Source organism: Micromonospora sp. WMMD737, assembly GCF_049179055.1.
Lineage (GTDB): Bacteria > Actinomycetota > Actinomycetes > Mycobacteriales > Micromonosporaceae > Micromonospora > Micromonospora reichwaldensis.
This window is the reverse complement of sequence record NZ_JBMHMH010000001.1, coordinates 2,373,865-2,397,896: the sequence shown is the minus strand read 5'-3', so window position 1 is coordinate 2,397,896 and position 24,032 is coordinate 2,373,865. Positions and strand designations below refer to the sequence as shown.

General features: G+C 73.5%; 22 protein-coding genes. 12 read left to right on the top strand and 10 right to left on the bottom strand.

Annotated features, from left to right (window positions below):
- Positions 1–172 precede the first annotated feature (172 nt).
- Positions 173–1,876, top strand: coding sequence for a bifunctional 3'-5' exonuclease/DNA polymerase (locus ACN27A_RS09445; RefSeq protein WP_421451566.1), 1,704 nt, complete (start codon positions 173–175; stop codon positions 1,874–1,876).
- 15 nt (positions 1,877–1,891) lie between these two features.
- Here the strand turns inward: ACN27A_RS09445 and ACN27A_RS09440 are convergent, their stop codons facing one another.
- Positions 1,892–2,305, bottom strand: a complete 414-nt coding sequence (locus tag ACN27A_RS09440) for a winged helix-turn-helix transcriptional regulator (RefSeq protein ID WP_421451563.1) — start codon at positions 2,303–2,305, stop codon at positions 1,892–1,894.
- A gap of 81 nt (positions 2,306–2,386) precedes the next feature.
- Here ACN27A_RS09440 and ACN27A_RS09435 point away from each other — a divergent pair, with 81 nt between their 5' ends.
- Together ACN27A_RS09435 and ACN27A_RS09430 are read left to right on the top strand one after the other, a co-directional pair.
- Positions 2,387–3,199 carry an NAD(P)H-binding protein gene (locus tag ACN27A_RS09435; protein ID WP_421451560.1) on the top strand — a complete coding sequence of 271 codons (813 nt, stop codon included), beginning with the start codon at positions 2,387–2,389 and terminating at the stop codon, positions 3,197–3,199.
- Between the two features lie 230 nt (positions 3,200–3,429).
- Entirely contained in the window at positions 3,430–4,023 is a 594-nt protein-coding gene (locus tag ACN27A_RS09430; protein ID WP_357578672.1) for a nucleotidyltransferase family protein, read from the top strand.
- Between the two features lie 8 nt (positions 4,024–4,031).
- Here the strand turns inward: ACN27A_RS09430 and ACN27A_RS09425 are convergent, their stop codons facing one another.
- The gene (locus ACN27A_RS09425) at positions 4,032–4,604 is read right to left on the bottom strand and encodes a GNAT family N-acetyltransferase (RefSeq protein WP_421451556.1); all 573 of its coding nucleotides are present in this window, start codon (positions 4,602–4,604) and stop codon (positions 4,032–4,034) included.
- A 467-nt stretch (positions 4,605–5,071) separates the two neighbouring features.
- Between ACN27A_RS09425 and ACN27A_RS09420 the strand changes: the two genes are divergently transcribed.
- On the top strand, positions 5,072–6,136 hold the full coding sequence (locus ACN27A_RS09420) for a phosphotransferase (protein ID WP_421451553.1): 1,065 nt from the start codon (positions 5,072–5,074) through the stop codon (positions 6,134–6,136).
- An 18-nt stretch (positions 6,137–6,154) separates the two neighbouring features.
- Here ACN27A_RS09420 and ACN27A_RS09415 read toward each other — a convergent pair whose 3' ends face one another.
- The 3 genes from ACN27A_RS09415 to ACN27A_RS09405 all read right to left on the bottom strand — a co-directional run bounded on the left by ACN27A_RS09415 (position 6,155) and on the right by ACN27A_RS09405 (position 10,593).
- Complete coding sequence (locus tag ACN27A_RS09415) at positions 6,155–6,964, bottom strand: metal-dependent hydrolase (protein WP_358082182.1); 810 nt, start codon at positions 6,962–6,964, stop codon at positions 6,155–6,157.
- A gap of 213 nt (positions 6,965–7,177) precedes the next feature.
- Positions 7,178–8,509, bottom strand: a complete 1,332-nt coding sequence (locus tag ACN27A_RS09410) for a glycosyltransferase family 4 protein (protein WP_421451549.1) — start codon at positions 8,507–8,509, stop codon at positions 7,178–7,180.
- A 140-nt stretch (positions 8,510–8,649) separates the two neighbouring features.
- The gene (locus ACN27A_RS09405; RefSeq protein WP_421451547.1) at positions 8,650–10,593 is read right to left on the bottom strand and encodes an amylo-alpha-1,6-glucosidase; all 1,944 of its coding nucleotides are present in this window, start codon (positions 10,591–10,593) and stop codon (positions 8,650–8,652) included.
- Positions 10,594–10,635: 42 nt separating this feature from the next.
- Here ACN27A_RS09405 and ACN27A_RS09400 point away from each other — a divergent pair, with 42 nt between their 5' ends.
- The 3 genes from ACN27A_RS09400 (at position 10,636) to ACN27A_RS09390 (ending at position 15,015) form a co-directional block, all read left to right on the top strand.
- Complete coding sequence (locus ACN27A_RS09400) at positions 10,636–13,344, top strand: MGH1-like glycoside hydrolase domain-containing protein (RefSeq protein ID WP_421451544.1); 2,709 nt, start codon at positions 10,636–10,638, stop codon at positions 13,342–13,344.
- Between the two features lie 218 nt (positions 13,345–13,562).
- Positions 13,563–14,141 carry a TetR/AcrR family transcriptional regulator gene (locus ACN27A_RS09395; protein WP_421451541.1) on the top strand — a complete coding sequence of 193 codons (579 nt, stop codon included), beginning with the start codon at positions 13,563–13,565 and terminating at the stop codon, positions 14,139–14,141.
- Between the two features lie 166 nt (positions 14,142–14,307).
- Positions 14,308–15,015, top strand: a complete 708-nt coding sequence (locus tag ACN27A_RS09390) for an HAD family hydrolase (RefSeq protein ID WP_421451538.1) — start codon at positions 14,308–14,310, stop codon at positions 15,013–15,015.
- Between the two features lie 790 nt (positions 15,016–15,805).
- Here the strand turns inward: ACN27A_RS09390 and ACN27A_RS09385 are convergent.
- The 3 genes from ACN27A_RS09385 to ACN27A_RS09375 all read right to left on the bottom strand — a co-directional run bounded on the left by ACN27A_RS09385 (position 15,806) and on the right by ACN27A_RS09375 (position 17,061).
- A complete protein-coding gene (locus ACN27A_RS09385) occupies positions 15,806–16,186 on the bottom strand; it encodes a YccF domain-containing protein (RefSeq protein WP_421451535.1) in 381 nt (126 codons plus the stop codon).
- 120 nt (positions 16,187–16,306) lie between these two features.
- Positions 16,307–16,582: a hypothetical protein gene (locus ACN27A_RS09380; protein ID WP_421451532.1), complete on the bottom strand. Its 276-nt coding sequence runs from the start codon at positions 16,580–16,582 to the stop codon at positions 16,307–16,309.
- Positions 16,583–16,629: 47 nt separating this feature from the next.
- Positions 16,630–17,061, bottom strand: coding sequence for a hypothetical protein (locus ACN27A_RS09375; protein WP_421451531.1), 432 nt, complete (start codon positions 17,059–17,061; stop codon positions 16,630–16,632).
- Between the two features lie 214 nt (positions 17,062–17,275).
- Here ACN27A_RS09375 and ACN27A_RS09370 point away from each other — a divergent pair, with 214 nt between their 5' ends.
- A complete protein-coding gene (locus ACN27A_RS09370; RefSeq protein WP_421451529.1) occupies positions 17,276–17,716 on the top strand; it encodes a hypothetical protein in 441 nt (146 codons plus the stop codon).
- 230 nt (positions 17,717–17,946) lie between these two features.
- On the opposite strand, the gene ACN27A_RS09365 is transcribed toward ACN27A_RS09370, so the two are convergent.
- Complete coding sequence (locus ACN27A_RS09365) at positions 17,947–18,525, bottom strand: DsbA family protein (RefSeq protein WP_421451527.1); 579 nt, start codon at positions 18,523–18,525, stop codon at positions 17,947–17,949.
- A gap of 231 nt (positions 18,526–18,756) precedes the next feature.
- Between ACN27A_RS09365 and ACN27A_RS09360 the strand changes: the two genes are divergently transcribed.
- From ACN27A_RS09360 to ACN27A_RS09345, 4 genes are read left to right on the top strand one after another with little or no spacing between them, the layout of a single operon-like run.
- Positions 18,757–20,046 carry an ABC transporter substrate-binding protein gene (locus tag ACN27A_RS09360; protein ID WP_421451524.1) on the top strand — a complete coding sequence of 430 codons (1,290 nt, stop codon included), beginning with the start codon at positions 18,757–18,759 and terminating at the stop codon, positions 20,044–20,046.
- A 46-nt stretch (positions 20,047–20,092) separates the two neighbouring features.
- Complete coding sequence (locus ACN27A_RS09355; RefSeq protein WP_421451523.1) at positions 20,093–21,091, top strand: carbohydrate ABC transporter permease; 999 nt, start codon at positions 20,093–20,095, stop codon at positions 21,089–21,091.
- A 1-nt stretch (position 21,092) separates the two neighbouring features.
- Positions 21,093–21,926 (top strand): carbohydrate ABC transporter permease, encoded by an 834-nt coding sequence (locus tag ACN27A_RS09350; protein WP_121400801.1) that lies wholly within the window; start codon positions 21,093–21,095, stop codon positions 21,924–21,926.
- A gap of 9 nt (positions 21,927–21,935) precedes the next feature.
- Positions 21,936–23,141 (top strand): ABC transporter ATP-binding protein, encoded by a 1,206-nt coding sequence (locus ACN27A_RS09345; protein WP_421451519.1) that lies wholly within the window; start codon positions 21,936–21,938, stop codon positions 23,139–23,141.
- A gap of 60 nt (positions 23,142–23,201) precedes the next feature.
- On the opposite strand, the gene ACN27A_RS09340 is transcribed toward ACN27A_RS09345, so the two are convergent.
- A complete protein-coding gene (locus ACN27A_RS09340; RefSeq protein ID WP_421451516.1) occupies positions 23,202–23,936 on the bottom strand; it encodes a YsnF/AvaK domain-containing protein in 735 nt (244 codons plus the stop codon).
- Between the last annotated feature and the right edge of the window lie 96 nt (positions 23,937–24,032).

Sequence of the window (24,032 nt, the reverse complement as noted above, 5' to 3'; positions counted from 1 at the left end):
CCCCGGAGGTCCGGGGTGCCGGGCTCGGGATGGGGGATCCGTGGTGGCACCGGCCAACGCTAGCGAGTCGGGCACCGCCGCACCGCCCCGTTCCGGCCGTACCGCCCGCCGACGTTCCGTCGCCGGCGTCCTGCCCGCCGACGTGCCGTCGCCGGGATGGTTGGTGGGTGGAGTGTCGCAGGGGCGAGGCAGAATCACATCCGTGCTGGTGGCGGTGGTCTCGGACGAGCGGGGCGGGGGAGCGCTGCAACCCCTCGACGCCGCGGGGCGGCCCGTCGGCCCGGTGCAGCCGGTCACCGACCTGGCCGCCGCCGTCGCGGCGCGCGAGGCGGCGGAGCGGCCGCGCTGGGTGTGGGCCTCCGGCGCGACCGTCTACCCGGCGCTGCTGCGCGCCGGGGTGCGGGTCGAGCGCTGCCACGACGTCGAGCTGACCGAGACCCTGCTGCTCGGCCACGCCGGCCGCTGGGGCGAGCCCCGATCGTTCGCTGCGGCCTGGGCCCGGCTGACCGGCGCGCCGGTGCCGGCCGACCCGCCGCCCCGGCCGGCCGCGCCGCCCGGCCACGGGCAGGGCGCGCTCTTCGACGCCCTGCCCGGCCCGCCGGGCCCCGGCGTCGAGGCACTGACCCGGGTGTACGCCGACCAGCTCGCCCGGATCGCCGCCACCGAGCATCCCGGCCGGTTCCGGCTGCTGGTCGCCGCCGAGTCGGCCGGGGCGCTGATCGCCGTGGAGATGGGTGCCGCCGGGCTGCCCTGGCGGGCCGACGTGCACGACCGACTCCTCGCCGAGCTGCTCGGCGAGCCGTCGCCGGTGGGCGGCCCGCCCCGCCGGCTGGCCGAGCTGGCCGCGCGGATCGCCGACGCGTTCGGCGTACGCCAGCTGCACGCCGACTCCCCGGCGGAGCTGTTGCGGGCGTTCGCCCGGGCCGGGGTGGAGCTGCCCAACACCCGGGCCTGGGTGCTGCGCGGGGTGGACCACCCGGCGGTGCCGCTGGTCCTGGAATACAAGGAGCTCTACCGGATCTGGACGGCACACGGCTGGGCCTGGCGCGACGCCTGGGTGCGCGACGGCCGGTTCCAGCCGGAGTACGTCCCGGGCGGGGTCGTCTCCGGCCGCTGGGCCACCCGGGGCGGCGGCGCTTTGCAGATCCCCAAGGTGATCCGGCGGGCGGTGGTGGCCGATCCGGGCTGGCGGTTCGTGGTGGCCGACGCCGGCCAGCTGGAGCCGAGGGTGCTCGCCGCGGTCTCCGGCGACGCCCGGCTCGCCGCCGCCGGTGGTGCCGGCGACCTCTACGCGGCCCTCGCCCAGGACGCCTTCGGCGGCGACCGGCCCCGGGCCAAGGTGGCGCTGCTCGGCGCGATGTACGGGCAGACGGGCGGGGCGGCGGTGCCGGCGCTGGCGGTGCTGCGGCGCAGCTACCCGACGGCCTTCGGCTACGTGGAGGCGGCGGCCCGCACGGGGGAGGCCGGCGGGCTGGTGCGCTCCTGGCTGGGCCGCACCTGCCCGCCGGGCACGGCCGGGTTCGGCGACCCCGACGCCGACGTGCCCGACGGCGGCGACGATCCGCAGTCGCCGCGGGCGCGGGCAGCCCGGTCCCGGGGGCGGTTCACCCGCAACTTCGTCATCCAGGCCACCGCCGCCGAGTGGGCCTCGACCCTGCTGGCGACGCTGCGTGGCCGGCTCGCCGCCACCGGCGGCGAGCTGGTCTTCTTCCAGCACGACGAGGTGATCGTGCACTGCCCGGCGGAGCGGGCCGACGCGGTCGCCGACGCGGTCGCCCGGTGCGGGGAGCAGGCCACGGCGCTGCTCTTCGGCGACACCCCGGTCCGCTTCCCGCTGGACGTGTCCGTCGTCGACTGCTACGCCGACGCGACCTGACGGCTCCGTCCCGGGTCAGGAGACGCCGGAGTCGGGGTTCGCGGCGTCCCACGTGTGCCGTGACTCGGCGATGGCGTCCTTGTGCGCGAGCGACCAGTCGGCCAACTGCCTGACCAGGTGCGTGAGGCTCCTGCCGCGCTCGGTCAGCTCGTAGGTGACGGTCACCGGGACGGTCGGGTACGCGGTGCGCAGCACCAGCCCGTCGCGTTCCAGCCGGCGCAGGGTCAGGGTCAGCATCCGCTGCGAGATGCCGTGGATGGCCCGTTGCAGCTCCCGGAACCGGCGGACGCCCGAGGAGAGCTCGACGATCGCGAGCACCGACCACTTGTCGCCGATGCGGTCGAGCACGTCGCGGATGCCGCAGTCGGGGTGCTCGGGCAGGCCGCAGGGCGCCAGCGCGTCGGTTACCGCCGTGTGCCCTGCCGACATCGAAGTGCCTCCTTGTGGCCGCGTCCGTGGTTCCCGACGATGAGGCTAGTTCCGATCCGGTACCACCGAAAGGCTCGCCACATGCTGCTGGTCACCGGCGCCTCCGGGCACCTGGGCTCCCTCATCCACGCCGGGCTGGTCGAGCGAGGGCTCGCCCCGCTCGCGGGCACCCGTACGCCCGGCCGCTTCGGCGACGCCGGGCGCAGCGTGGACTTCGACGACCCGGCGGGGCCGGACCTGACGGGCGTACGCGTGCTGGTGCTGGTCTCCGCCGGCTACGGCGAGGACGACGTCGTGATCGCCCGCCACGACCGGGCGATCGCCGCCGCCGAGCGGCACGGGGTGGCGCACGTGGTCTACACGAGCCTGGTCGGCGACGGCGACCACCTGGCCTTCGCGCTCGCGCACCGGTGGACGGAGCGTCGACTGCGGGAGAGCCGGCTCGACTGGACGATCCTGCGCAACGGCCTCTACGCCGAGCTGTTCGGTCAGCTGGCCGCCCCGGTCGACGGCGCGGTCACGGCCCCCTTCGGCACGGGAGCGCTGGCGGCGGTGGCCCGACAGGACCTGGCCGACGCCGCCGTGCGGGTGGCCGCCGACCCGGCCGCCCATCGCGGCCGCACGTACGAGCTGACCGGGCCCGTCGCGCTCACCGCGGCCGGCGTCGCCGCCGGGTTGGGCATGCCCTACCGCCCGGAGTCGCTGGGCGGGCGGCGTGCCGCCCTGACGGGCGCGGGCCTGCTGCCGTTCCAGCCGGCCATGCTCATGTCGATCTACTCCGCCACGGCGGCCGGGTTCCTCGCGCGGACCCACGGCGACCTGGCGCGCCTGCTGTCGCGTCCGCCCCGCGACCCGATGCCGGTCGCGGTCGCCGCCGCCGGGGCGCCGTCCTGACCGTACGCACAGCCTCGGCAGGGCTGCCCACCTAGGAGTTGGCCGCGCCGGAGACGGGCGACGCGATGCGGCTCCGGGCCGGTAACGGTTGCACTATTTTCCCTTTTCGCCCCGCTACCCGGTCTGCCTTCTCCTCGTTGCTCCCGATGTCCGTACGACGGAGCGGGCCGTGCCCTCGCGCCACGGCCCGCTCCACGGTGGAGGGGGCCCAGCTGAACCGGATCGCAGGAATGATCATCGCCGCGGGCGGGGGGCGTCGCATCGGCGGCCCCGAGGCGCTGCTGCACCAGGGGGAGAAGCCCCTGGTGAACCGGATGATCGACACGATGACCGAGGCGGGCTGCGAGCGGATCGTGGTCGTGCTCGGCGCCGCGGCCGACCAGGTCCGCGAGACGGCGGACCTGAGCCGGGCCACGGTGGTGATCAACCGGGCGTGGGGGACCGGCGTCGGCTCGTCCATCCGGGCCGGCCTGGCCGCGCTCGACGACGAGGGCATCGAGGCGGTCGTGGTGGTGCCGGTCGACATGCCCGGCCTGACCGCCACCGCCGTGCGTCGGGTCGTCGCGCTGCCGTACCCCGACGTGCTGGTCTGCGCCACCTACGACGGGCTGCGCGGCTACCCGATGCTGTTCGGACGCCGGCACTGGTCCGGTATCGCCACCCTGGCCAGCGCGGACGTGGGCGCCCGGCCCTACCTGCTCGCGCACAAGGACCAGATCGTCGACATCTCCTGCGACTCGGTGGCCGACGGCAGCCGGGTCGACACCCCGGAACTGATGGCGCTCTACGGGCTGACCGTTCCACCCCAGCGCATCGGCGCCTAGCCGTACGGTCACAGCGGTGACGGGTCGTCGCGCAGCCGGCTGTAGAGCCACCCGTCGCGCCAGGCACCGGCCCGGAACTCGCAGGCCCGCACGACCCCCTCCAGTTGGAAGCCGGCCTTCTCCAGCGACCGCTGCTCGGCGGTGTTCTCGGCGTGGGTGCTGGCCTGGATGCGCTGCGCCGGGGTGTGGCTGAACAGGTAGTCGCAGAGCAGCGCCTGGGCCCGCCAGCCGATGCCCCGGCCGCGCCACTCGGGCAGCAGCACGATGCCGATCTCCCAGTACGGCGCCCGCCCGCCGTACTGGCCCTGGAGGTAGCTGAGGTAACCCGCCCGGGCGTCCGCCGCCGGCTCGACCTGCACGATCAGGCCGCCGGTCCGCTCGCCGAGATAGCCGTCCTCGGCGAAGCGGCGGGCCGGCGCGGCGGCGTCCCGGAAGCCGGCCCAGTCGAGCCCGATCAGCCCGGGTTCGACCGCGAACCGGCGCAACATCGCCAGATCGTCCTCGGCCACCGGGCGCAGCCGTACGGTCGAGCCGGGCGCCTGGTGCACGATGCCGGCCACCAGCGGATGGGAACTGTCCATCCTCCGCACCGTAGCGACGGGCCGGGCCGCCCGCTGCCCCGTGCCGGCTCAGGGCGCGGCGCGCCGTACGACGAGGCCCGGTGAGGACGTGGGCCCGGACGGACGGGCGATCTGCCGGGCGGCGGCCAGGATGTCCGGCTTCTGCGCGATGATCGGCGGGCCGGGGCACTTGTCGTGCCCCAGGCCAAGCCTCCCACGCTGTGGTGGCCGATCGCCCAGATCGGCCGGCCGCTCGGCCTGCACCCCCTCGGCGGCTGTCCGGTCCGGCCACCGCCCCCATGCCAGGCCGTTGTTCCGCTAGCGTCGACGGGCGCGACACCGCCGCCGTGGCACACCGCGGCGGGCCGCTGACGACGGGGGAGCCCGCCGATGATCGGAACGTCGACCCGGCACGTCGTCGGGGCGGTCGCCGCCTGGCTGGTGTGCGTCGCCGAAGGACTGGCCGGTGACCTGGCGCTGGAGGCCCCGTGACCACGTCCCGCCCGCCGATCGACCTCGTCCCCGCCGACGTGCCGGCCGGGCAGCTCACCCACAACATGCTCAACGGGGTGACCGACGGCATCTGGCGCACCCGCCGGGACGGCCGGCCGGCCGTGCTGAAACTCCTCACCCCGCCCGGCCGCCCCGGCCCGGCGCACTGGGCCGGCAGCGACGAGCCGGGGCACTGGAACTACTGGCGCCGCGAGGTCGAGGCGTACCGCAGCGGGCTGGCCGCCGCCGCGTACGCCGACGCCGGGCTGGCCGCGCCGACGCCGCTGGCGGTCGACGACCGGCCGGACGGCTCGGTCGCGCTGTGGCTGCCCGAGGTCGCCGGCCGGCCGGGCGTCGCCTGCACGCCCGTCGACCTCGGCGAGGTGGCCGTCCGGCTCGGCGCCGGACACGCCCGCTGGCTCGGCGACCCCGAGGCGCGGGAACTCGCGGCCGGCGGTCGCCCGCCGGGCTGGCTGGCGCGCGACTGGCTGCGCGACTACACGCTGAGCCGCCCGGTGGCCGCGCCGGTGCCGTGGGAGCACCCGGTCGCCGTCACCGCCTGGCCGCGCCCCCTGCGCGACGCGCTGCGGGTGCTGTGGGAACGGCGGCACGACGTGCTGGCCGCCACCGACCGGCTGCCGCGTACGCTCTGCCACCACGACTGCTGGCCGCCGAACCTGGTGTTCGCCGCCGACGGCCCGGTGCTGCTGGACTGGTCCGGCGTCGGCCCCGGGCCGGTCGGCGAGGACGCGGCCAACCTGGTGCTGGACACCTTCCTCGACGGGCTGGTCGACGTCGCGCTGCTCGACGAGGTGGCCGCCACCGTGCCCGACCGGTACGCCGAGGGGCTGCGCGGCGCCGTCGCGCCGGGGGAGGTGGCCCGTGCCGTCCGCCTGACCGGGGCGGCCAAGTACTTCTGGCTGGCGCCGATGATGCTCGGCCGGCTGGGCCGCTGCGCCATCAGCGGCACCTACGACGCCCGCGACGAGGCGGAGATGATGGCGGGCCGCCGGCCCGTGCTGGAGCTGCTGGCCCGCTGGGCCGCCGAGGCGTGGGACTGACCGGGCGCGGGCAGGCCGTCAGACGTCGATGTTGAAGCGTTGCAGCACCGACGGGGCGACCAGCCCGGCCGCCGCGAGCACCGAGATCGCGGTCAGTACGGCCCGGACGACCACCACCTCGGTCTTGCTGCCGGCCCGCAGGGCGATCTTGTTCGGCAGGCCGATCGGCGTCCACATCCGACGCTTGATCGGGATGGGCCAGAGGATGGGCACCCCGGCCCGGGTGATCATGTCGCCGAGGATGTGCACGAAGCAGCCGACCCCGACGGCGGTGCCGATCAGCGGGTAGCCCCGGCCGCCGGGCAGGTTGGCGAAGGTGTACCAGGCGGCGGCGGCCGACGCGAGGGTGACGATGACCCAGCCGGCGCGCTCCGCCCACCTGTCGAACAGGCCGCGCAACGCCAGCCCGAACATGAAGAACAGGATGCCGATGACGGCCCACTTGCCGTACGCGGCGCAGAGCGTGGTGGTGCCCCAGCCGACCAGCAGGGTGAACGGGATGGTGTGGGTCAGGGTGCGGTGGCCGTTGTTGCGGCGCGGATCCTTGCTGAGCTTCGTCGCGTAGTAGACCCCGAGGGAGACCTTCTCCATCACCTCGGCGATGAAGAGCGAGAACACGCCGAAGGTGCGGGCGACCGTCGCCCCACCCTGGTTGCGGGTCACCTTGCCGGAGAGGTCGAGGTCGGGGAAGAGCGCGCCACCGGCGCAGACGGCGGTGCCGACGGCGAGCTCCAGCGGCGACTGGTGGTAGTCGGCGAACTGTTGCAGCGCCCAGGATCCGGCCAGCCACACCGCCGCGCCGGACAGCGCGTGGGACGGTCCCATCATGTCGGCTCACCCTCCCCAGGGATCTTGAGCGCCAAAACTACGCCACTGTAGTTCGCCGACGCTCCGCAGGGGCATCGCCCGGACGGTCCACCGGGGACGGTGGCGGAGAGGGATGGGTGGATCTGCCGCACCGGCAGGAAGTATGCCCTTGCCGGGCGGCGGACGGGGCCGGTCTGTCGGCCACCGGACGGCGGGGAGGCGGCGACGGCCCGCTCAGCGGACGGCGCCGCCGACCGCGAGCAGGTTCCCCTCCGGGATGGTGATCTTCTGGCGGGCCCCGCCGAGCCGGGCGGCGGCGCGCCGGGCCTGCGTCGGGCCGTGCTCCCGGCCGACCGTCGCGTACGTGCCGGCGGTCCGGGCGGCGATGGTCGTCCAGCCGTAGTGGCGGCCGACCATGGCGCGCGCCCGCCGGGCCACCCGCCGGGCGAAGACCTCGTCGCCGAGGAGCTGGTCGACTGCCTCGCCGAGGGCGCCCGGGTCGCTGTGCGGGAAGGTCACCCCGGTCACGCCCGGCTCGACGATCTCGGCGAGGCCGCCGGTGCGGGCCACGGCCAGCGGCGCACCGGCCGCCGCGGCCTCCAGGGCCACCATCCCGAACGGCTCGTAGAGGCTGGGCACCACTGTCGCGTCGGTGGCGCCGAGCAGCGCCGGGAGCCGGGTCGAGTCCAGGAATCCCGCGAAGCGTACGGTCTGCCCGAGCCCGAGGCGGCGGGTCTCCTCCTCCAACTCGCCGCGGTAGGGGCCGTCGCCCGCGATCACCACCCGCAGCCCGGGGTGCCGGTCGCGCAGGTACGGCACGGCGTGCACCAGGTGCTGCACGCCCTTCTCGTAGACCAGCCGGCCGGCGTACCCGACGAGCGGGCCGTCGCCGGCGAACCGGGCCCGGGCGGTGGTGACCGCCCCCGGCCGGGCGCGCCAGGCCCGGTCGTCGACCCCGTTGGGCACCACGTCGACCTGCCCGGCCGGCACGTCGAAGAGCGTGGCGACCTGCTCGCGCATGTAGCCGGAGCAGACGATCACCCGGGCGGAGGCGTTGCTCAGCCAGTGTTCGACGCCGTGGATGGTGCGGTTCATCTCCTCGGGCAGCCAGCCCTGGTGTCGGCCGGCCTCGGTGGCGTGGATGGTGCTGACGAGGGGGATGTCGAGGTGTTCGCGCAGGGTCATGGCGGTGTGGGCGACGAGCCAGTCGTGGGCGTGGACGACGTCGTAGGAGCCGGCCTCGGTGGCGCGTAGGGCGGCGCGGGTGAGGGTGTGGTTGAAGGCCATGGTCCAGGCGAGCAGGGAGGAGGTGGCCAGGGGGAAGGTGACGGGGTCTTCGGCGGCGCGGACGATGCGGACGCCGTCGGCGTACTCCTCGAGGGGTGCGCCTTCGCTGTGTCGGGTGACGACGGTGACCTCGTGGCCGGCGGCGGCCAGGGCGACGGAGAGGGCGTGCACGTGCCGGCCGAGCCCGCCGACGAGGACCGGCGGGTACTCCCAGGAGAGCATCAGCACCCGCTGTCGCCGGGCGGGATGGATGTCGATCACGTCGGCGTCAGGTGACAATGCGGCCCCCTTGAGTTGTCCCCGAGTGCACGCCAGGCGGCACCGGAGCGGTGCCCGCGACAGTCGGGACTGGAACGGGACCCATCCTGCTGGCGGCTGGCTAACCGCCGGAGACGCCGCCGTTGCGGTCGTGTAAAGCGCTACCGGCCGTTCCTGCGGGCGCGCAGCAGTTCGGCGACCGACCACGCCTGGAACGGGCACCCGGTGGCGGCGTGCGGCGCGAGGCCGTCGGCCGTCTCACTCACCGATCCTAGGCCATATTCGGTCAGATGTGTCTCGATGCCGACGAAAAGGTCATCGACCGGCATCTTGGCCCGCCGGGCGGCGTCGGCGTACGGGCCGAGCAGCCACGGCCAGACGGTGCCCTGGTGGTAGGCGCCGTCCCGCTCGGCCGGACCGCCCCGGTGCCGCCCGACGAACTCGGACGCGTCGGGGGCGAGGCTGCGCGGGCCCAGCGGGGTGAGCAGCCCGGCGGCGACCCGGCGCACGGTGGGCTCGTCGGGCTCCAGCGGGGCGTACGGCAGCGACCAGGCCAGCAGCTGGTTGGGGCGCAGCAGGTCGTCGTCGTGCTGCGCGGCCCCACCCAGCGGGTACGCCGGCGCGGGCGCGTCCACCACGTCGTGCAGCCAGCCCGTCGGGGCCGGGAACCGGTGCCGGAACGCGGCGCCGGCCCGCTCGTGCAGCCGCCACAGCTCGCCCGCGTCCCGCCCCGCCAGCTCGGTCAGCTCGGCCAGGCCGGCCAGCCCGTTGACCCAGAGCGCGTTGACCTCCACCGGCTTGCCCGTACGCGGGGTGACCGGCACCCCGTACACCCGGGCGTCCATCCAGGTCAGCGCCGTGCCCGGGGTGCCGCCCTGGGTGAGCAGCCCGTCGGCCGGGTCGACGGCGATGCCGAAGCGGGTGCCGGCCAGGTGCGCGTCGACCACCCCGTGCAGCGCGGGCAGCAGCTCGTCGCCGAGGTCGGTGTCGCCGGTGACGGTGACGTGCCGGCTGACCGCGTGCAGGAACCACAGGGTCGCGTCGACGGTGTTGTACTCGACCCGCCCGGTGTCGGCGGTGTTGGCGAGCATCCCCTCCGACAGCGTCGCCGCGTACGCCCGCAGCAGCTCCCGGCCCTCGTCGGCCCGGTTGGTGCAGAGGAACAGCCCCTCGTAGGAGATCATCGTGTCCCGCGACCAGGCGCCGAACCACGGGTAGCCGGCCACCACGTCCGGTCCGGTGGAGGTGCGGACCACGAACGCGTCGGCGGCCAGCGCGAGCGTCGCCTCGACCGGGTCGGCCGGCTTCGCCGCGGCCACCATCCGCCGGTTGCGGGCCCGGGCCGCCGCGACCACCTCGGTCGCCGGCGGCGGCTCCTCGGCCAGCTCGCCGGCCCAGGCGAGCACCGACACCGTGTCGCCCGGGCGCTCCAGCTCGCCCGAGAACCGGCCCGCGTACCAGAGGTCCTCGTCGGGGTTGAGGCCCCGCGCCGCCTCCTCCCGGTGGTGCGCGCCGAGCCACCACTGTCCCTGCGGGGTCCAGTCCGGCCCGGCGAGCCGGAACGCGCCCTCGACCACCGCCCCGCCCGGCACCGGCTCCACCCGCAGGGCCGGCCCGTCGGCGCGGCGCTCGCCGTGCGCGTCCCGCCAGGTGCAGGCCGCCGCGAGTTCGAGCCGCACCGGCCCGCCGGAGACGAGCCGGTGCACGACGGCCACGCAGGAGCGGCCGTGCGTCATCGCCAGCTCCCGCTCGATCACCACGTCGCCGACGCGCCAGCGCCACCGGGGCAGGCCGTCGATCAGGTCGAAGCGCTCCAGCAGCTCGAAGCCGCGCGGGTCGACGTCACCGGAGGCCCACTCGTGCGCGCCCAGGCGCACCTGGGCGCCGGAGGGGAACAGCACGGCCGGGTCCAGGCCGACCAGTCCCACGCGGCGGGACGCCGGCGTCTCGCCGGCCACCACGAGCAGCCCGTGGTACCGGCGGGTGCGCAGCCCGCTGACCGTGCCGGTGGCGTAGCCGCCCAGACCGTCGGTGACCAGCCACTCCCGGGCGGCCCCGGCGGACAGGTCGCCGCAGAGCTGCGGACCGAAACGAATGTCGATCAACTTTCCTCCACCGGCGGCGGCGTGGAACACACCACGACGAGAATGGCTCCTGTGGTGAAGTCCCCCGGCGGCGTCGAAGATGTCCGAGTGATCACCGACGTGCCGCCCCCCGACGACTCCGCGCCCGACCCCGAACGGCTCCGGCTGGCTCAGGCCGACGCCGGGGAACAGGACTGGCGCGCATGGGGTCCCTATCTGTCCGAGCGGGCGTGGGGGACGGTGCGGGAGGACTACAGCGAGCACGGTACGGCCTGGGACTACTTCCCGCACGACCACGCGCGGTCCAGAGCCTACCGCTGGAGCGAGGACGGCATGGCGGGCGTCTGCGACGACCGGCAGACGTTCTGCTTCGCCCTCGCCCTGTGGAACGGCAGGGACCCGATCCTCAAGGAGCGGATGTTCGGCCTCGGCGGCGACGGCGGCAACCACGGCGAGGACGCCAAGGAGTACTGGTGGTACGAGGACTCCACCCCCACCCACTCGTGGATGCGCTGGCGCTACCACTACCCGCAGGCCGCCTTCCCGTACGACGAACTGGTCGCGGTGAACGCGCTGCGCGGCCGGGACGACACCGAGTACGAGCTGGTCGACACCGGCATCTTCGACGACGACCGGTACTGGGCGGTGACCGTCGACTACGCCAAGGCCACCCCGACGGACCTGTGCGTCGTCGTCACCGTCGCCAACCGGGGCGACCGGGCGGCCACCCTGCACGTGCTGCCCACCCTCTGGTTCCGCAACACCTGGGCCTGGGGGCTGCCCGGCGGCGACCGGGTGCCCCGGCTGGTCGGCGAGGGATCGCGGCTCGTCGGCGAGCACCGGGTGCTCGGCCAGCTGCTGCTGGAGGGCGACGGGGAGCCCACGCCGCTGCTCTGCGACAACGACACCAACGCCGAGCGGCTCTGGGGGCTGCCCGGCCGCTCCGCCTACCCGAAGGACGGCATCAACGACCACGTGGTCGACGGCGCCCCGACGGTCAACCCGGACCGGGAGGGCACCAAGGGCGCACTGCACTACGTGCTGGACGTGCCAGCCGGGGCGCAGCGGCGGATCCGGCTGCGGCTGACCCGTACCGCCCCACCGCCCGGCGGCGCCCCGCCCCCGCCGGCGGACCTGGGTGACGGCTTCGACGCGGTGGTGTGGGCCCGGCGGGCGGAGGCGAACCGGTTCTTCGCCGGCGTCATCCCGGCCGCCGCGACACCGGACGAGACCCTCATCGCCCGGCAGGCGATCGCCGGGCTCATGTGGGGCAAGCAGTTCTACCACTTCGACGTCAAGCGCTGGCTGGAGGGCGATCCCGGCTCCGCGCCCCCGCCCCCGGGCCGCCGGCACGGGCGCAACAGCGCCTGGTGGCACATGACGAGCTTCGACGTGATCTCCATGCCCGACCCGTGGGAATATCCCTGGTACGCGGCCTGGGACCTGGCCTTCCACTGCGTCAGCATCGCCCGGGTCGACCCCGGCTTCGCCAAGGAACAACTGCTGCTCCTGCTCCGCGAGTGGTACCTGCACCCCAACGGCCAGATTCCGGCGTACGAGTGGGCGTTCGGCGACGTGAACCCGCCGGTGCACGCGTGGGCGGCGCTGAAGGTCTTCGAGATCGACGGCAGCCGGGACCACGACTTCCTGGCCCGGGTGATGCACAAGTTGCTGCTCAACTTCACCTGGTGGGTCAACCGCAAGGACACCGGCGGCAACAACGTCTTCGAGGGCGGCTTCCTCGGGCTGGACAACGTCGGCCCGTTCGACCGGTCGGCGGCGCTGCCCGTGGCCGGGGTGCTGGAGCAGTCCGACGGCACCGGCTGGATGGGCATGTACGCGCTGAACCTGCTGGACATCGCCGTCGTGCTGGCCGAGCACGACCGCACCTGGGTCGACACCGCCACCAAGTTCTTCGAGCACTTCGCCTACATCGCCGCCGCCGCGTACGAGCAGGGCCTGTGGGACGCCGAGGACGCGTTCTTCTACGACGTGCTGCGCCTCGCCGACGGCTCGAAGGTGCCCCTGAAGGTCCGCTCGGTCGTCGGCCTGCTGCCCCTGGCCGCGACGACCCGGCTCACCGCCCACACTCTGCACCGGCTGCCCGAGCTGCACGCCCGGCTGCGCTGGTTCCTCGCCAACCGCCCCGAGTACGCCGACGTCATCGGCGCCCGCCGGCTCGGCCCCGACGGCCGCCAACACCGGCTGCTGTCCATGGTCGGCCCGGAGCAGATCGCCCGGCTGCTCGCCCGGATGCTCGACACCGACGAGTTCCTCTCCGAGTACGGCCTGCGCACCCTGTCCCGGGCACACCTCGACAAGCCGTTCTCGGTGACCCTCGGCGGCCAGGAGTTCAGCGTCGGCTACGAGCCGGCCGAGTCGACGAGCGGCCTGTTCGGGGGCAACTCGAACTGGCGCGGCCCGATCTGGATGCCGACCAACTTCCTGCTGATCAGCGCGCTGCGCGACTACGCCGCCTTCTTCGGCGACGACCTCCAGGTGGAGTATCCGACGCGGTCGGGGGTGAAGCGGACCCTCGACGAGATCGCCGACGACCTCTCCGCGCGGCTGATCTCGCTGTTCACCCGCGACGGCTGGGGCCGGCGGCCGATCTACGGCGCCGCCCAGCTCTTCCAGACCCACCCGGACTGGCGGGACCTGATCTGCTTCCCCGAGTACTTCCACGGCGACAACGGCGCCGGGCTGGGCGCCTGGCACCAGACCGGCTGGACGGCCCTGGTCGCCGACCTGATCCTCACCCTGCGCCGCTGACCCGGGCGGGGCCGTGCCCGCCGTGCCGGCCCGTTCCCCGAACGGTCACGGCACGGCGAGGCGAACGGGGCAGATCTTGGCAGGAACCGGTCCCTCTGGGGGGCGCTCCGGTACCAAGATCTCTGGCGATGGCGATGGCGATGGCGATGCGCCGGGGGCAGAGTCGTCAATCCGTCGCGGATGCCTCACGGGCGGTGACGGTCGTTAGCATCGGCGGCGTGTCGCCAGTAGAGGAAGCAGACGCCGCGCCGGCCGAGCGGGAGCGTCTCGTCCTGGCCACCCGACAGCTGGCCGAGGCCGAGGGATGGGCGGCGGTGACCCACCGCCGGTTGGCCGAGCGGACCGGGATCGACATCGAGGCCCTCTACCGTCGCTTCCCGGACCCGGCCGCGCTGATGTCCGCCGTGGCGGTGCTCGGCTTCGCCGACCTGGCCGCCGCGCTCGCCGCCGCCCGGGACACCGCCACCGGAGGCGAACGCGGGCAGTGGCCGGCCGTGGTGACGGCCTACCTGGACTTCGCGTACGCCAGTCCCGAGGTCTACGACGCGATGCTCGCGCACACCTCGGACCTCACGCTGGGCCGCGACCCGGGGCCCGGGGCGCCCCGGGCGGCCTCCGCCGAGCTGCGCGCGGCCCTGACGCCACTGGCTGCCGGCCGCGACCCCGACACCCTTGCCGAGGTCGGGTGGGCGCTGCTGCACGGTACGGTCATGCTGACGCGGGGTGGGCGGCTGCGCCCGGACGTTCAGGAACAGCGCGAGGAAATGATCATGTCCGCTGTGTTCACCGCCCCCTGACCCCGCAGCCCAACCCCGACCCGGCCGCCCGCCGACCGCTCGCAACTCGCTTGCCGCTCGGAATCTTGGACAGTTACGGTGCGCACCGCACGGTAACTGTCCAAGATCAGCTGGGTGCGCCTCCCGCACGGCCCGGAGTCGCATCGCGGGGAGGGGACGGGGAGGCATGGGGAACGCGATTCGCCGCCGCGACGGGCAGGTGCTCGTCTTCGACGCCGACGACACGCTCTGGGAGAACAACGTCCTGTTCGAGCGGGTGATCGACGACTTCCTGGAGTGGCTGGACCATCCGACCCTCGACCGGGCCGAGACCCGGGCCATCCTGGACGACATCGAGCGGGCCAACGCGGTTGCGCACGGCTACGGCAGCAAGGTGTTCCTGCGCAGCCTGGGGGAGTGCCTGGAGCGGCTGCGGCAGCGGCCCGCGACCGAGGCGGAGCGGCGCGAGATCGAGGAGCTGGCGGCGGCCCTGGTCGCGCACCAGGTGGAGTTGATGCCCGGGGTGGCCGAGGCGCTGGACGTCCTGGCCGCCCGGCACCACCTGCTGCTGCTGACCAAGGGCGAACGCGAGGAGCAGCAGCGCAAGCTCGACGCCTGCGGTCTGCTGCACCACTTCCGGGCCGCGCACATCGTGCCGGAGAAGGACGTCGACACCTACCGTTGGCTGGTCCGGGAACACGGCGTCGACCCCGCCGTCACGTGGATGATCGGCAACTCCCCGAAGTCCGACATCCTGCCCGCCCGCGCCGCCGGGCTGAACGCCGTGTTCATCCCCAACGACAACACCTGGGTGCTGGAGCACGACGAGCTGGACCCGGCCGACCCAGGCGTGCTGAGGCTGTCCGCGTTTCCCGAACTGCTGCGCCACTTCTGAGCCGCGGCTGCGCCGCCGGGAAGCTGCGGCCGGGCCGTCGGGGAGCCGCGGCCGGGCCGTCGGAAAGCCGCGGCCGGCGCAGCCGCGGCTGCGCCGCTAAAGAGCCCCGGCCGGGCCGCCGGAAAGCGGCGGCGGCGTACCGGACACAATGGTCGCCTCGACGGGAAACAGCGTTGGCCCCGAGGGGCGTGTTACGTCGACATGCCGCTTTTCCACCTTGACATCAATCACGCCGCCCGGCCCCGGCTCGTCCTTGTCCGGGCCCCGGCGGCACGCCTAGCCTGATTCGGCGCTCACGGCCCTTCGGGGTGGGCCGGGAGCGTGCCGACGTCCGGTTGCCGGGCACACGGAGCTGAGTGCAGGCGGCAGGCTCGCCGCGTCGAGCCCGGCGTGGGCGGCGTGCCACGCCCACGCGCTCACGCGGTGCGTCCGTTACGACGCCGGACGGCTGGGGACAGGACCGGGGAGTTGCGGCCCCGGTCCTGACACCCTCGGCGAATCGCCTCTCCGCCGCGCCGCCTGACGGCGGAAGGCCCGCCGTCGCAGAGCGCCGCTAAACGACGGAAAATCCCCCCGTCGCGGAGCGCCACCGTGGGCATCGCCATTCGATTCGGTGACCGGCGCGTCAGCGCGCCGGCGGGTGGGCCCACTGGTCGCCTGACTGCGCCGGCTGATCACCGTCGCGGGCCGCTGCGGCCGAGCCCTGCGGAGGGCGGCAGGGCGCGGGCAGCTCCCGCCGGCTCGGCCCGGGACGTGGCGGCCCGGCCGGTAACGAACGTTGCCGGGCACGTCACGGGGCGTCGACGACCTCGCGTCCGAGGGGCCAGATCGCGGCGGGAACGAGCTTGAAGTTGGCGATCCCGAACGGAATGCCGATGACCGTGAGGCACAGCGCGACACCGGCCAGGACGTGGGACAGGGCCAGCCACCAGCCCGCGAGCACCACCCAGAGGACGTTGGCCAGCCCGGAGGCGATCCCGGCGCCGGGCTTGGGCACGACGGTGCGCCCGAACGGCCACAGCGAGTAGACCGCGAGCCGGAGCGACGCGACGCCGAACGGGATCGTGACCACCAGGACGAAGCAGATCAGCGCGGCGATGCCGTAGCCGGCGGCGAGGACGATGCCGCCGCCGAAGATGAGCCACAGCACGTTGAGCACAGACCGGATCATGTCTTCGAGCATGACCGACCGGTGCCACCCGGTGCCGGCCGTCCAGCCCGTCGGGCGCCCTGCAGCGTGGGACCGCCCGCCACCGGACCCGGGGCGGGCGGCAGCGGCGGGGCGTACGCCTCAGGAGGTCTCCCGGCGCACGATCGCCACCGCCACCCGGCAGAACTCGTCCATGTCGGGGTTGAAGCCGGCGGCGATGTCCGGGTGCAGCCCCGAGCGCGTCTCGTCGAGCAGCCGCTGGCAGACCTGCTCCACCGGCTCACCGGCGTAGCTGGCGCTGACCCGTTCGGTGGCGGCCTGCAACGCCGAGGTCAACTGGTCCTCCAGCGGGCCCTGCAGCTTCTGCTGCACGGGATCGAGCCCGCGAGGGTCCAGCGTGACATGTGGCTCCGACATCGGCGCTCCCTTCGTCGGCGTCCGCGGTACCCCACCGCGGCCGTCGGTCAAACCCCGTGCGGTACGGCGGCCACCCGTACCCGGTACGAGAACTGCTCCGCCGGCTCCTGCGCGTACGACAGCCGGCGGATCTGCCGGTCGTCGTCGTAGAGGGCGACGTCCACCAGGACGCCGAGGTGGGCCAGGCCGATGCTGGCCACCCGCTTCTTGTCCTGGAGCACCGCGCACACCCCGCCCAGCAGGGTGCTGGCGTCGGAGGTGCGGTGCCCGGGCGGGCAGCGCAGCACGAGGTCCACCTCGATCGGCCCCGACAGCGGCGTCCAGCCGGCGCGCTGGGCCGCTTCGCAGGCCGCCTCGAGCAGGGCGCGGACCCTCGTCGCCTGCCGGTGCCCGGCGGCGAAGACGGACAGCGCCTCGGTCCTGACCGGTGGCAGGCCACTCACCTCGAACGTCAGGGCGAGAGCGCGGGTGTCCTGCACGACGGCACCTCCTCGTTGGCAACGATCCTGCCCAACGCAACCGGCGGCGGCGGGGGTTCCCGCGAGAACCCACCGATCGGGGCGGACCGACCGGCCCGGGGCACGCCCGACGCCGATCATGAGATCGGCCGAGACGAAACGGATGAATCGCCACGCCAGCCTCATGATCAACGAGGCGGGGCCGGGGGTGGGGCGATCTTGTTACGGTGTGGTCGTGGCGGATGGAGCGGCTGGTTGGGGGAGGAAAATCCTGCTCTGGGCCGGGCTTCCGTTCCTCGCCCTCCTCGGGCTGGCCCTCGGCGTACCCGACGTCGCCCCGGCCTGGCAGGCGAAGTCCGGTAGCGGCACGGCGGGCACGTTCACCGCCCTGCACGAGAGGTGCAGCCGCGACTGCGTCTGGTACGGCGACTTCGTCCCGGACGGGGGCGGAGCGCCGCGGCACGACGTCATCGTCTACGACGGGCCGGACCGGCTGACCCAGGGGACCACCGTGGCGGCCCGCGACACAGGTGCCCGCCGGGGCGTCTTCGCCGCCCGAGGCGGCGACACCTGGCTGCTCTTCTCCGGGCTGGCAGGGGCCGGCGCGCTCGCCGCGATCGGCTGGGTGGTGCTGCTGGTGCGCGCGACGATCAACCGGCGCCGGGTCGGGCCCTGACCGGGCCGGCCGCGCCGAGCAGGCGAGGCGCCTCGCCCGGGAAGACCCGAACAGGCGACTGCCGCAGACCCGGGGCAGCCGACTACCGCCGGCCCGGGAAGGCGACGCCGTAGGCCCGGGGCAGCCGACTACCGCCGGCCCGGGAAGGCGACGCCGTAGGCGCGGGGCAGTCGACCGCCGCAGGCCCGGGGCAGGCGACGGCCGCCGGCCCGGCAAGGCGACGCCGCAGGTCAGTGGCGGGCGCGCTTGACCTCGTGGAAGGCCGGCATCCGGATCAGGGGTAGCAGCGAGTCCCAGATCGTCAGGGCGTCGTCGGTGCCGGGGACCTCGGTCAGGATCGGGCCGTGGATGCCCCGCTCGGCGCCCGGGACCATGAGCACCGGCGCGCCGATGTCCGGGCCGGCCGAGGCGTACGCCAGGGCGTGCGACTCGCGTACCGCCTCGTCCCAGCGGTCGTCGTCGAGCGCCGGCGCGGCGGCTCCCAGGCCCGCCGCCTCGACGGCCGCGTCCACGATCTTCGCCGACAGCGGGTTGCCCGCGTCGTGGCTGCGCGCGCCGACCTCGGCGTAGAACCGGGCGACGTCGTCGTGGCGGCCCTCGGCGCGCAGCGCCTCCACCAGCCGCAGCGCCCGGCTGGAGGCGGTCATCGCGTCGGCGTACTCCGGCGGCACCCCGCCCGAGTTGAGAATGGCCAGGCTGAACGCCCGCCACTCGATGTGCAGGCCCCGGGCGTCGGCGACCGCGACGAGCCAGCGGGAGGTGCGCCAGGTCCACGGGCAGGCCGGGTCGAGGAAGAAGGTGGCGTCCATCGGTCGAGCCTACGGGCGACCGGGCCGGCCCGCACGGCGGTGATCCGCGCCACAGCCGGTGCCGCCGTTGCCGTCCCAGCAGCGTCAGGTTTCGCAACTTCGCAGGTCGGGCAGTGTTGGGGCCACGAAACGTCCGGGCGACGCAACCGCTGGTCAGACGGCCCGAACGGCTCGCCGTGCGCCGGGGCGCGGAGCTTCTCCCCGGTCTTGGCCGACACGAGGGGAGGGGTGATGAGCGACCCTGACAAGGCCGGACGCCGACGGCGGCCACGCGTGCGCGCGGTGGCTGCCGCCGCGGCGTTGACGCTGGTGGCACCGATGGCGGCCGCTTGCGGTTCCGGCGGGGACGGCGGCACACCCACGATCAACCTGTACTACCCGCCGGAGCAGAACCTGCAGAAGGTCGTCGACGACTGCAACGCGCAGGCCCAGGGGCGCTACAAGATCGCCTACCGGGTGCTGCCCCGGCAGGCCGACGACCAGCGGGTGCAGATGGTCCGCCGGCTGGCCGCCCAGGACAGCGGCATGGACGTCCTCGGCCTCGACGTGACCTGGACCCAGGAGTTCGCCAGCGCCGACTGGATCAGGGAGTGGACCGGTCAGGACCGGGCGGAGGTCGAGCAGGGCACCCTCGCCGGCCCGCTGGAGACGGCGCGCTACGAGGACAAGCTCTACGGCGCGCCGAAGAACACCAACGTCCAGCTGCTCTGGTACCGCAAGGACCTCGTGCCGCAGCCGCCGAAGACGTGGGACCAGATGATCTCCACCGCCCAGGAGCTGAAGCAGCAGGGCAAGCCGCACCAGGTGCTCACCATGGGCGCCCAGTACGAGGGCCTCGTCGTCCTCTACAACACCCTCGCCGAGAGTGCCGGCGGCAAGATCCTCAGCGACGACGGTAAGCAGGCCGTCATGGACGAGGGCACCGTGCGGGCGCTGGAGCAGCTCCAGCGCTTCGCCACGTCGGGCGTGACGTCGCCGTCGTTCAGCAACGCCACCGAGGACCCGGTCCGGCTGGAGTTCCAGTCCGGCGACGGCGCGTTCCAGGTCAACTGGCCGTTCGTCTACCCGGCGCTGCAGGAGGCCGACCCGGAGCTGGCGAAGAAGGTCGGCTGGGCCCGTGTCCCGGGCATCGACGAGAACACGCCTAGCAAGGTCACCATCGGCGGGATCAACATGGCGGTCAGCGCCTACTCGAAGCACCCCGAGGAGTCCTTCGAGGCGGCCCGCTGCATCCGCAACGAGAAGAACCAGAAGTTCTCCGCGGTCAACGACGGCGTGCCGCCGACCATCGAGAAGGTCTACGCCGACCCGGAGATGGCCGAGGCGTACCCGATGCGGGACACCATCCTCGAAGAGCTCAAGGAGCCGGCGGTCCGGCCGCTGACCCCGGCGTACCAGAGCATCTCCACCGTCATGTCGGCGATCCTTTCGCCGCCGTCGGCGATCCGGCCCGAGCAGACCGCCGACGAGCTGCGCGACGCCATCGCCGACGCCCTCGAATCGAAGGGGGTCCTGCCGTGAGCCAGCGCACCCGGCGACTCGACGCCGACCGCCCGGAGGTGGCGGCATGAGCGTCAACGCCACGCCGGCCGGCGCCGACGTGGCCGCCGACGAGACGGCTGCCCGGCCCCGCCGGGACGCCAAGGTGCCGGCCCAGCGCGCCGGTCGGGGCCGCAAGGCCCCACCGAGCGAGAACAAGAAGGCCGAGCGCCGGCTGGGCTGGCTGCTCTGCGCACCCGCCGCGCTGGTCATGGTGCTGGTGACCGCGTACCCGATCATCTACTCGGTCTGGCTGTCGTTGCAGCGCTACGACCTGCGCTTCCCCGCCGAGCGCCAGTTCGTCGGGCTGGAGAACTACGCCACCGTGCTGACCAACGAGTTCTGGTGGACGGCCTTCGGGGTCACCGCGCTGATCACGGTGGTCACCGTCGCCGTCGAGCTGGTGCTCGGCATGGGGCTGGCGCTGATCATGCACCGTACGCTTGTCGGCCGGGGCATCGTGCGGACCGCCGCGCTGATCCCGTACGGCATCGTCACGGTCGTCGCGGCCTTCTCCTGGCGGTACGCGTGGACGCCGGGCACGGGCTACCTGGCCAACCTGTTCAGCGACGGCGCGCCCCTGACCGAGCGGGCCAGCTCGCTGGCGATCATCATGCTGGCCGAGATCTGGAAGACCACGCCGTTCATGGCGCTGCTGCTGATGGCCGGCCTCGCCCTGGTGCCGGAGGACCTGCTCAAGGCCGCCTCCACCGACGGCGCCACCTCCTGGCAGCGCTTCACCAAGGTGATGCTGCCGGTGATGAAGCCGGCGATCCTGGTCGCGCTGCTGTTCCGCACCCTCGACGCGTTCCGGGTGTTCGACAACATCTTCGTGCTGACCGCGGGCGGCAACGAGACCTCGTCGGTGTCGATGCTCGCCTACAACAACCTGATCCGGGGCCTGAACCTCGGCATCGGGTCGACGATGTCGGTGCTGATCTTCCTCACCGTGGCGATCATCGCCTTCGTCTTCGTGAAGCTGTTCGGTACCGCTGCCCCCGGCAGCGACGACGGGGAGAGGCGTTGAGATGGCTGACACCACCACCCGGGCCAAGCTGCGCTGGGGCCTGCTGGACGCCATCGTGGTCGTCTTCGCGCTGGTGCCGGTGCTCTGGATCATGTCGTTGTCGTTCAAGACGCCGGCGACCCTGACCGACGGGAAGTTCATCCCGCAGGAGTGGACGCTCGACAACTACCGGACGATCTTCCAGACCGACCAGTTCGTCCGGGCCCTGGTCAACTCGATCGGCATCGCGCTGATCGCCACCGTGATCGCCGTGGTGCTCGGCGCCATGGCCGCGTACGCGATCTCCCGGCTGGACTTCCCCGGCAAGCGGCTGCTGGTCGGGGTCTCCCTGCTGATCGCGATGTTCCCGCAGGTGTCGCTGGTGTCGCCGCTGTTCGAGATCGAGCGGCAGCTCGGCCTCTTCGACACCTGGCCGGGCCTGATCCTGCCGTACATCACCTTCGCGCTGCCGCTGGCGATCTACACGCTGTCGGCGTTCTTCAAGCAGATCCCGTGGGACCTGGAGAAGGCGGCGAAGATGGACGGCGCCACCCAGGCCCAGGCGTTCCGGCGGGTCATCGCCCCGCTCGCCGCGCCCGGACTGTTCACCACGGCGATCCTGGTCTTCATCTTCTGCTGGAACGACTTCCTCTTCGCCATCACGCTGACCTCCACCGAGCGGGCGCGCACGGTGCCGGTGGCGCTGTCGTTCTTCACCGGCGAGTCGCAGTTCGAGGACCCCACCGGGGCGATCTGCGCCGCCGCCGTGGTGATCACCGTTCCGATCATCCTGTTCGTCCTCTTCTTCCAGCGCCGCATCGTCTCCGGCCTGACCTCCGGCGCAGTCAAGGGATAGGTGGTACTCATGGCTGACATCGTGCTCGACAAGGTGAGCAAGAAGTTCCCGGACGGAACCGTCGCGGTGGCCGACGTCGACCTGGAGATCGCCGACGGCGAGTTCGTCATCCTGGTCGGCCCGTCCGGCTGCGGGAAGTCCACCACCCTCAACATGATCGCCGGCCTGGAGGACATCAGCTCCGGCGAGCTGCGCATCGGCGGCCAGCGGGTCAACGACAAGGCGCCCCGGGACCGGGACATCGCGATGGTGTTCCAGTCCTACGCCCTCTACCCGAACATGACCGTCCGGGAGAACATGGCGTTCCCGCTGCGGCTGGCGAAGCTGGACAAGGAGACGATCAACCGGAAGGTCGAGGAGGCGGCAAAGGTACTGGAGCTGTCCGCGCTGCTGGACCGCAAGCCGGCCAACCTCTCCGGCGGCCAGCGCCAGCGGGTCGCGATGGGCCGCGCGATCGTCCGGCAGCCCAAGGCGTTCCTGATGGACGAGCCGCTGTCCAACCTGGACGCCAAACTGCGGGTGCAGATGCGCACCGTCGTGTCGCGCCTGCAGAAGAAGCTGGGCACCACCACCGTCTACGTGACCCACGACCAGACCGAGGCGATGACCCTCGGGGACCGCGTGGTGATCATGCGGGGCGGCGCGGTGCAGCAGGTCGGCCCGCCGCAGGAGCTGTACGACCACCCGCGCAACCTCTTCGTCGCCGGCTTCATCGGCTCGCCGTCGATGAACTTCCTGCACGCCGCCGTCGAGGACGGCACGCTGCGTACGGCGCTGGGCGACGTGCCGATCGGCGAGCGGATCCGGCGTGAGCTGGAGGGGGCGGACGCCCCGCGCGAGCTGATCCTCGGCATCCGGCCGGAGCACTTCGAGGACGCCGCGCTGATCGACGACGACACCCGCCGCCGGGGCGCGGAGTTCGAGGCGCCGGTCGACATCGTCGAGTCCATGGGCTCCGACAAGTACGTCTACTTCAGCGTCGAGGGGGAGCGGGCCAGCGCCGCCGAACTGGAGGAGCTGGCGGCCGACGCGGGCGCCGACTTCAGCGGCGGCGGCGCCAGCCTGGTGACCCGGCTCTCCGCCGAGTCCCCGGTCGAGGAGGGACAGACCCGGCGCGTCTGGTTCAACCTGGAGAAGATCCACCTGTTCGACCCGTCCGACGGGCGCAACCTGACCCTGCACGAGGGACGGGCGGCGGGCGCGCTCGCCGACTGACGTACGCCGAGACGGGCGGGTGGGTCGAACCGACCCACCCGCCCGTCGCCGTGTCAGCGGTCAGCGACGTCGCCGGCTGCGTTCCGGGATGTCCGCGTCCACCCGCTCGCGGCGGATCCGATCGTCGATGGGCTGCTCCTCGACGACCTCGTCCTTGGCCAGGTGGACCCGCTCGACGGGCACCGTCTCCTTGCCGACCACCGGCCGCTCGGCCCGCAGGGTCATCTCCTGCTCGGCCTCGCCGATGTCGGCGCGCATGCCGCGTGCGTCGCGGGCGGCGATGGGCTCCCGCTCCACGTGCACCTCGTCGTGCTCGACCGGCACGGTGGTGTGCACGTCCTCGGTGACCACGTACTTGCGCAGTCGTGCCGTGCCGGCGGGCTGGCTCTCCGTGCCGACCCGCATCCGCTCCTCCGAGCGGATCATGTCCTCGCCGGCCGCGGGCTTCCGTCCCCGGCCGGGGGCCGGCGGCGCCTGCGGCGTCAGGCGGTAGTGGCCGTAGAGCTGCTGGATCTGCGTCGTGTCCAGCGGCTGGTCGGTGCCGGCGTCCACGGCCGGGGCGTCCTTCACGGTCGACTTGTCGTAGTCGACGGTGAGCCCGCTGTCGGTGATCCGGGCCTTGTCGAGCGGGGCCATCGACTCCTTGCGGCCCATCAGGCCCGTCTGCACGCTGACCCAGGTGGGCTCGCCGGCGGCGTCGGCCCAGATCTGGCCCACGCTTCCGATCTTCGAACCCGAGCGGTCCTTGACGTCCTGCCCGTACAGCGAGTTGGCCTGCTGTTCGGTGAGCTTCATAGGTCGTCTACCTCCCTCTCGTGTCACGGGCCGGATACCCGGCCGGCCGGCGCGGATTCGTCGATGGCCGGCCGGATAGGAGCAGCGCCGGCCGCC

Coding starts and splice junctions, on each gene's coding strand:
- ACN27A_RS09435 (WP_421451560.1), top strand. CDS start 2,387: ATGCTGCTGGTCACCGGCGCCTCCGGGCACCTGGGCTCCCTCATCCAC.
- ACN27A_RS09350 (WP_121400801.1), top strand. CDS start 21,093: ATGGCTGACACCACCACCCGGGCCAAGCTGCGCTGGGGCCTGCTGGAC.
- ACN27A_RS09430 (WP_357578672.1), top strand. CDS start 3,430: ATGATCATCGCCGCGGGCGGGGGGCGTCGCATCGGCGGCCCCGAGGCG.
- ACN27A_RS09355 (WP_421451523.1), top strand. CDS start 20,093: ATGAGCGTCAACGCCACGCCGGCCGGCGCCGACGTGGCCGCCGACGAG.
- ACN27A_RS09345 (WP_421451519.1), top strand. CDS start 21,936: ATGGCTGACATCGTGCTCGACAAGGTGAGCAAGAAGTTCCCGGACGGA.
- ACN27A_RS09400 (WP_421451544.1), top strand. CDS start 10,636: ATGGCTCCTGTGGTGAAGTCCCCCGGCGGCGTCGAAGATGTCCGAGTG.
- ACN27A_RS09390 (WP_421451538.1), top strand. CDS start 14,308: ATGGGGAACGCGATTCGCCGCCGCGACGGGCAGGTGCTCGTCTTCGAC.
- ACN27A_RS09380 (WP_421451532.1), bottom strand. CDS start 16,582: ATGTCGGAGCCACATGTCACGCTGGACCCTCGCGGGCTCGATCCCGTG.
- ACN27A_RS09360 (WP_421451524.1), top strand. CDS start 18,757: ATGAGCGACCCTGACAAGGCCGGACGCCGACGGCGGCCACGCGTGCGC.
- ACN27A_RS09340 (WP_421451516.1), bottom strand. CDS start 23,936: ATGAAGCTCACCGAACAGCAGGCCAACTCGCTGTACGGGCAGGACGTC.
- ACN27A_RS09425 (WP_421451556.1), bottom strand. CDS start 4,604: ATGGACAGTTCCCATCCGCTGGTGGCCGGCATCGTGCACCAGGCGCCC.
- ACN27A_RS09385 (WP_421451535.1), bottom strand. CDS start 16,186: ATGATCCGGTCTGTGCTCAACGTGCTGTGGCTCATCTTCGGCGGCGGC.
- ACN27A_RS09440 (WP_421451563.1), bottom strand. CDS start 2,305: ATGTCGGCAGGGCACACGGCGGTAACCGACGCGCTGGCGCCCTGCGGC.
- ACN27A_RS09415 (WP_358082182.1), bottom strand. CDS start 6,964: ATGATGGGACCGTCCCACGCGCTGTCCGGCGCGGCGGTGTGGCTGGCC.
- ACN27A_RS09365 (WP_421451527.1), bottom strand. CDS start 18,525: ATGGACGCCACCTTCTTCCTCGACCCGGCCTGCCCGTGGACCTGGCGC.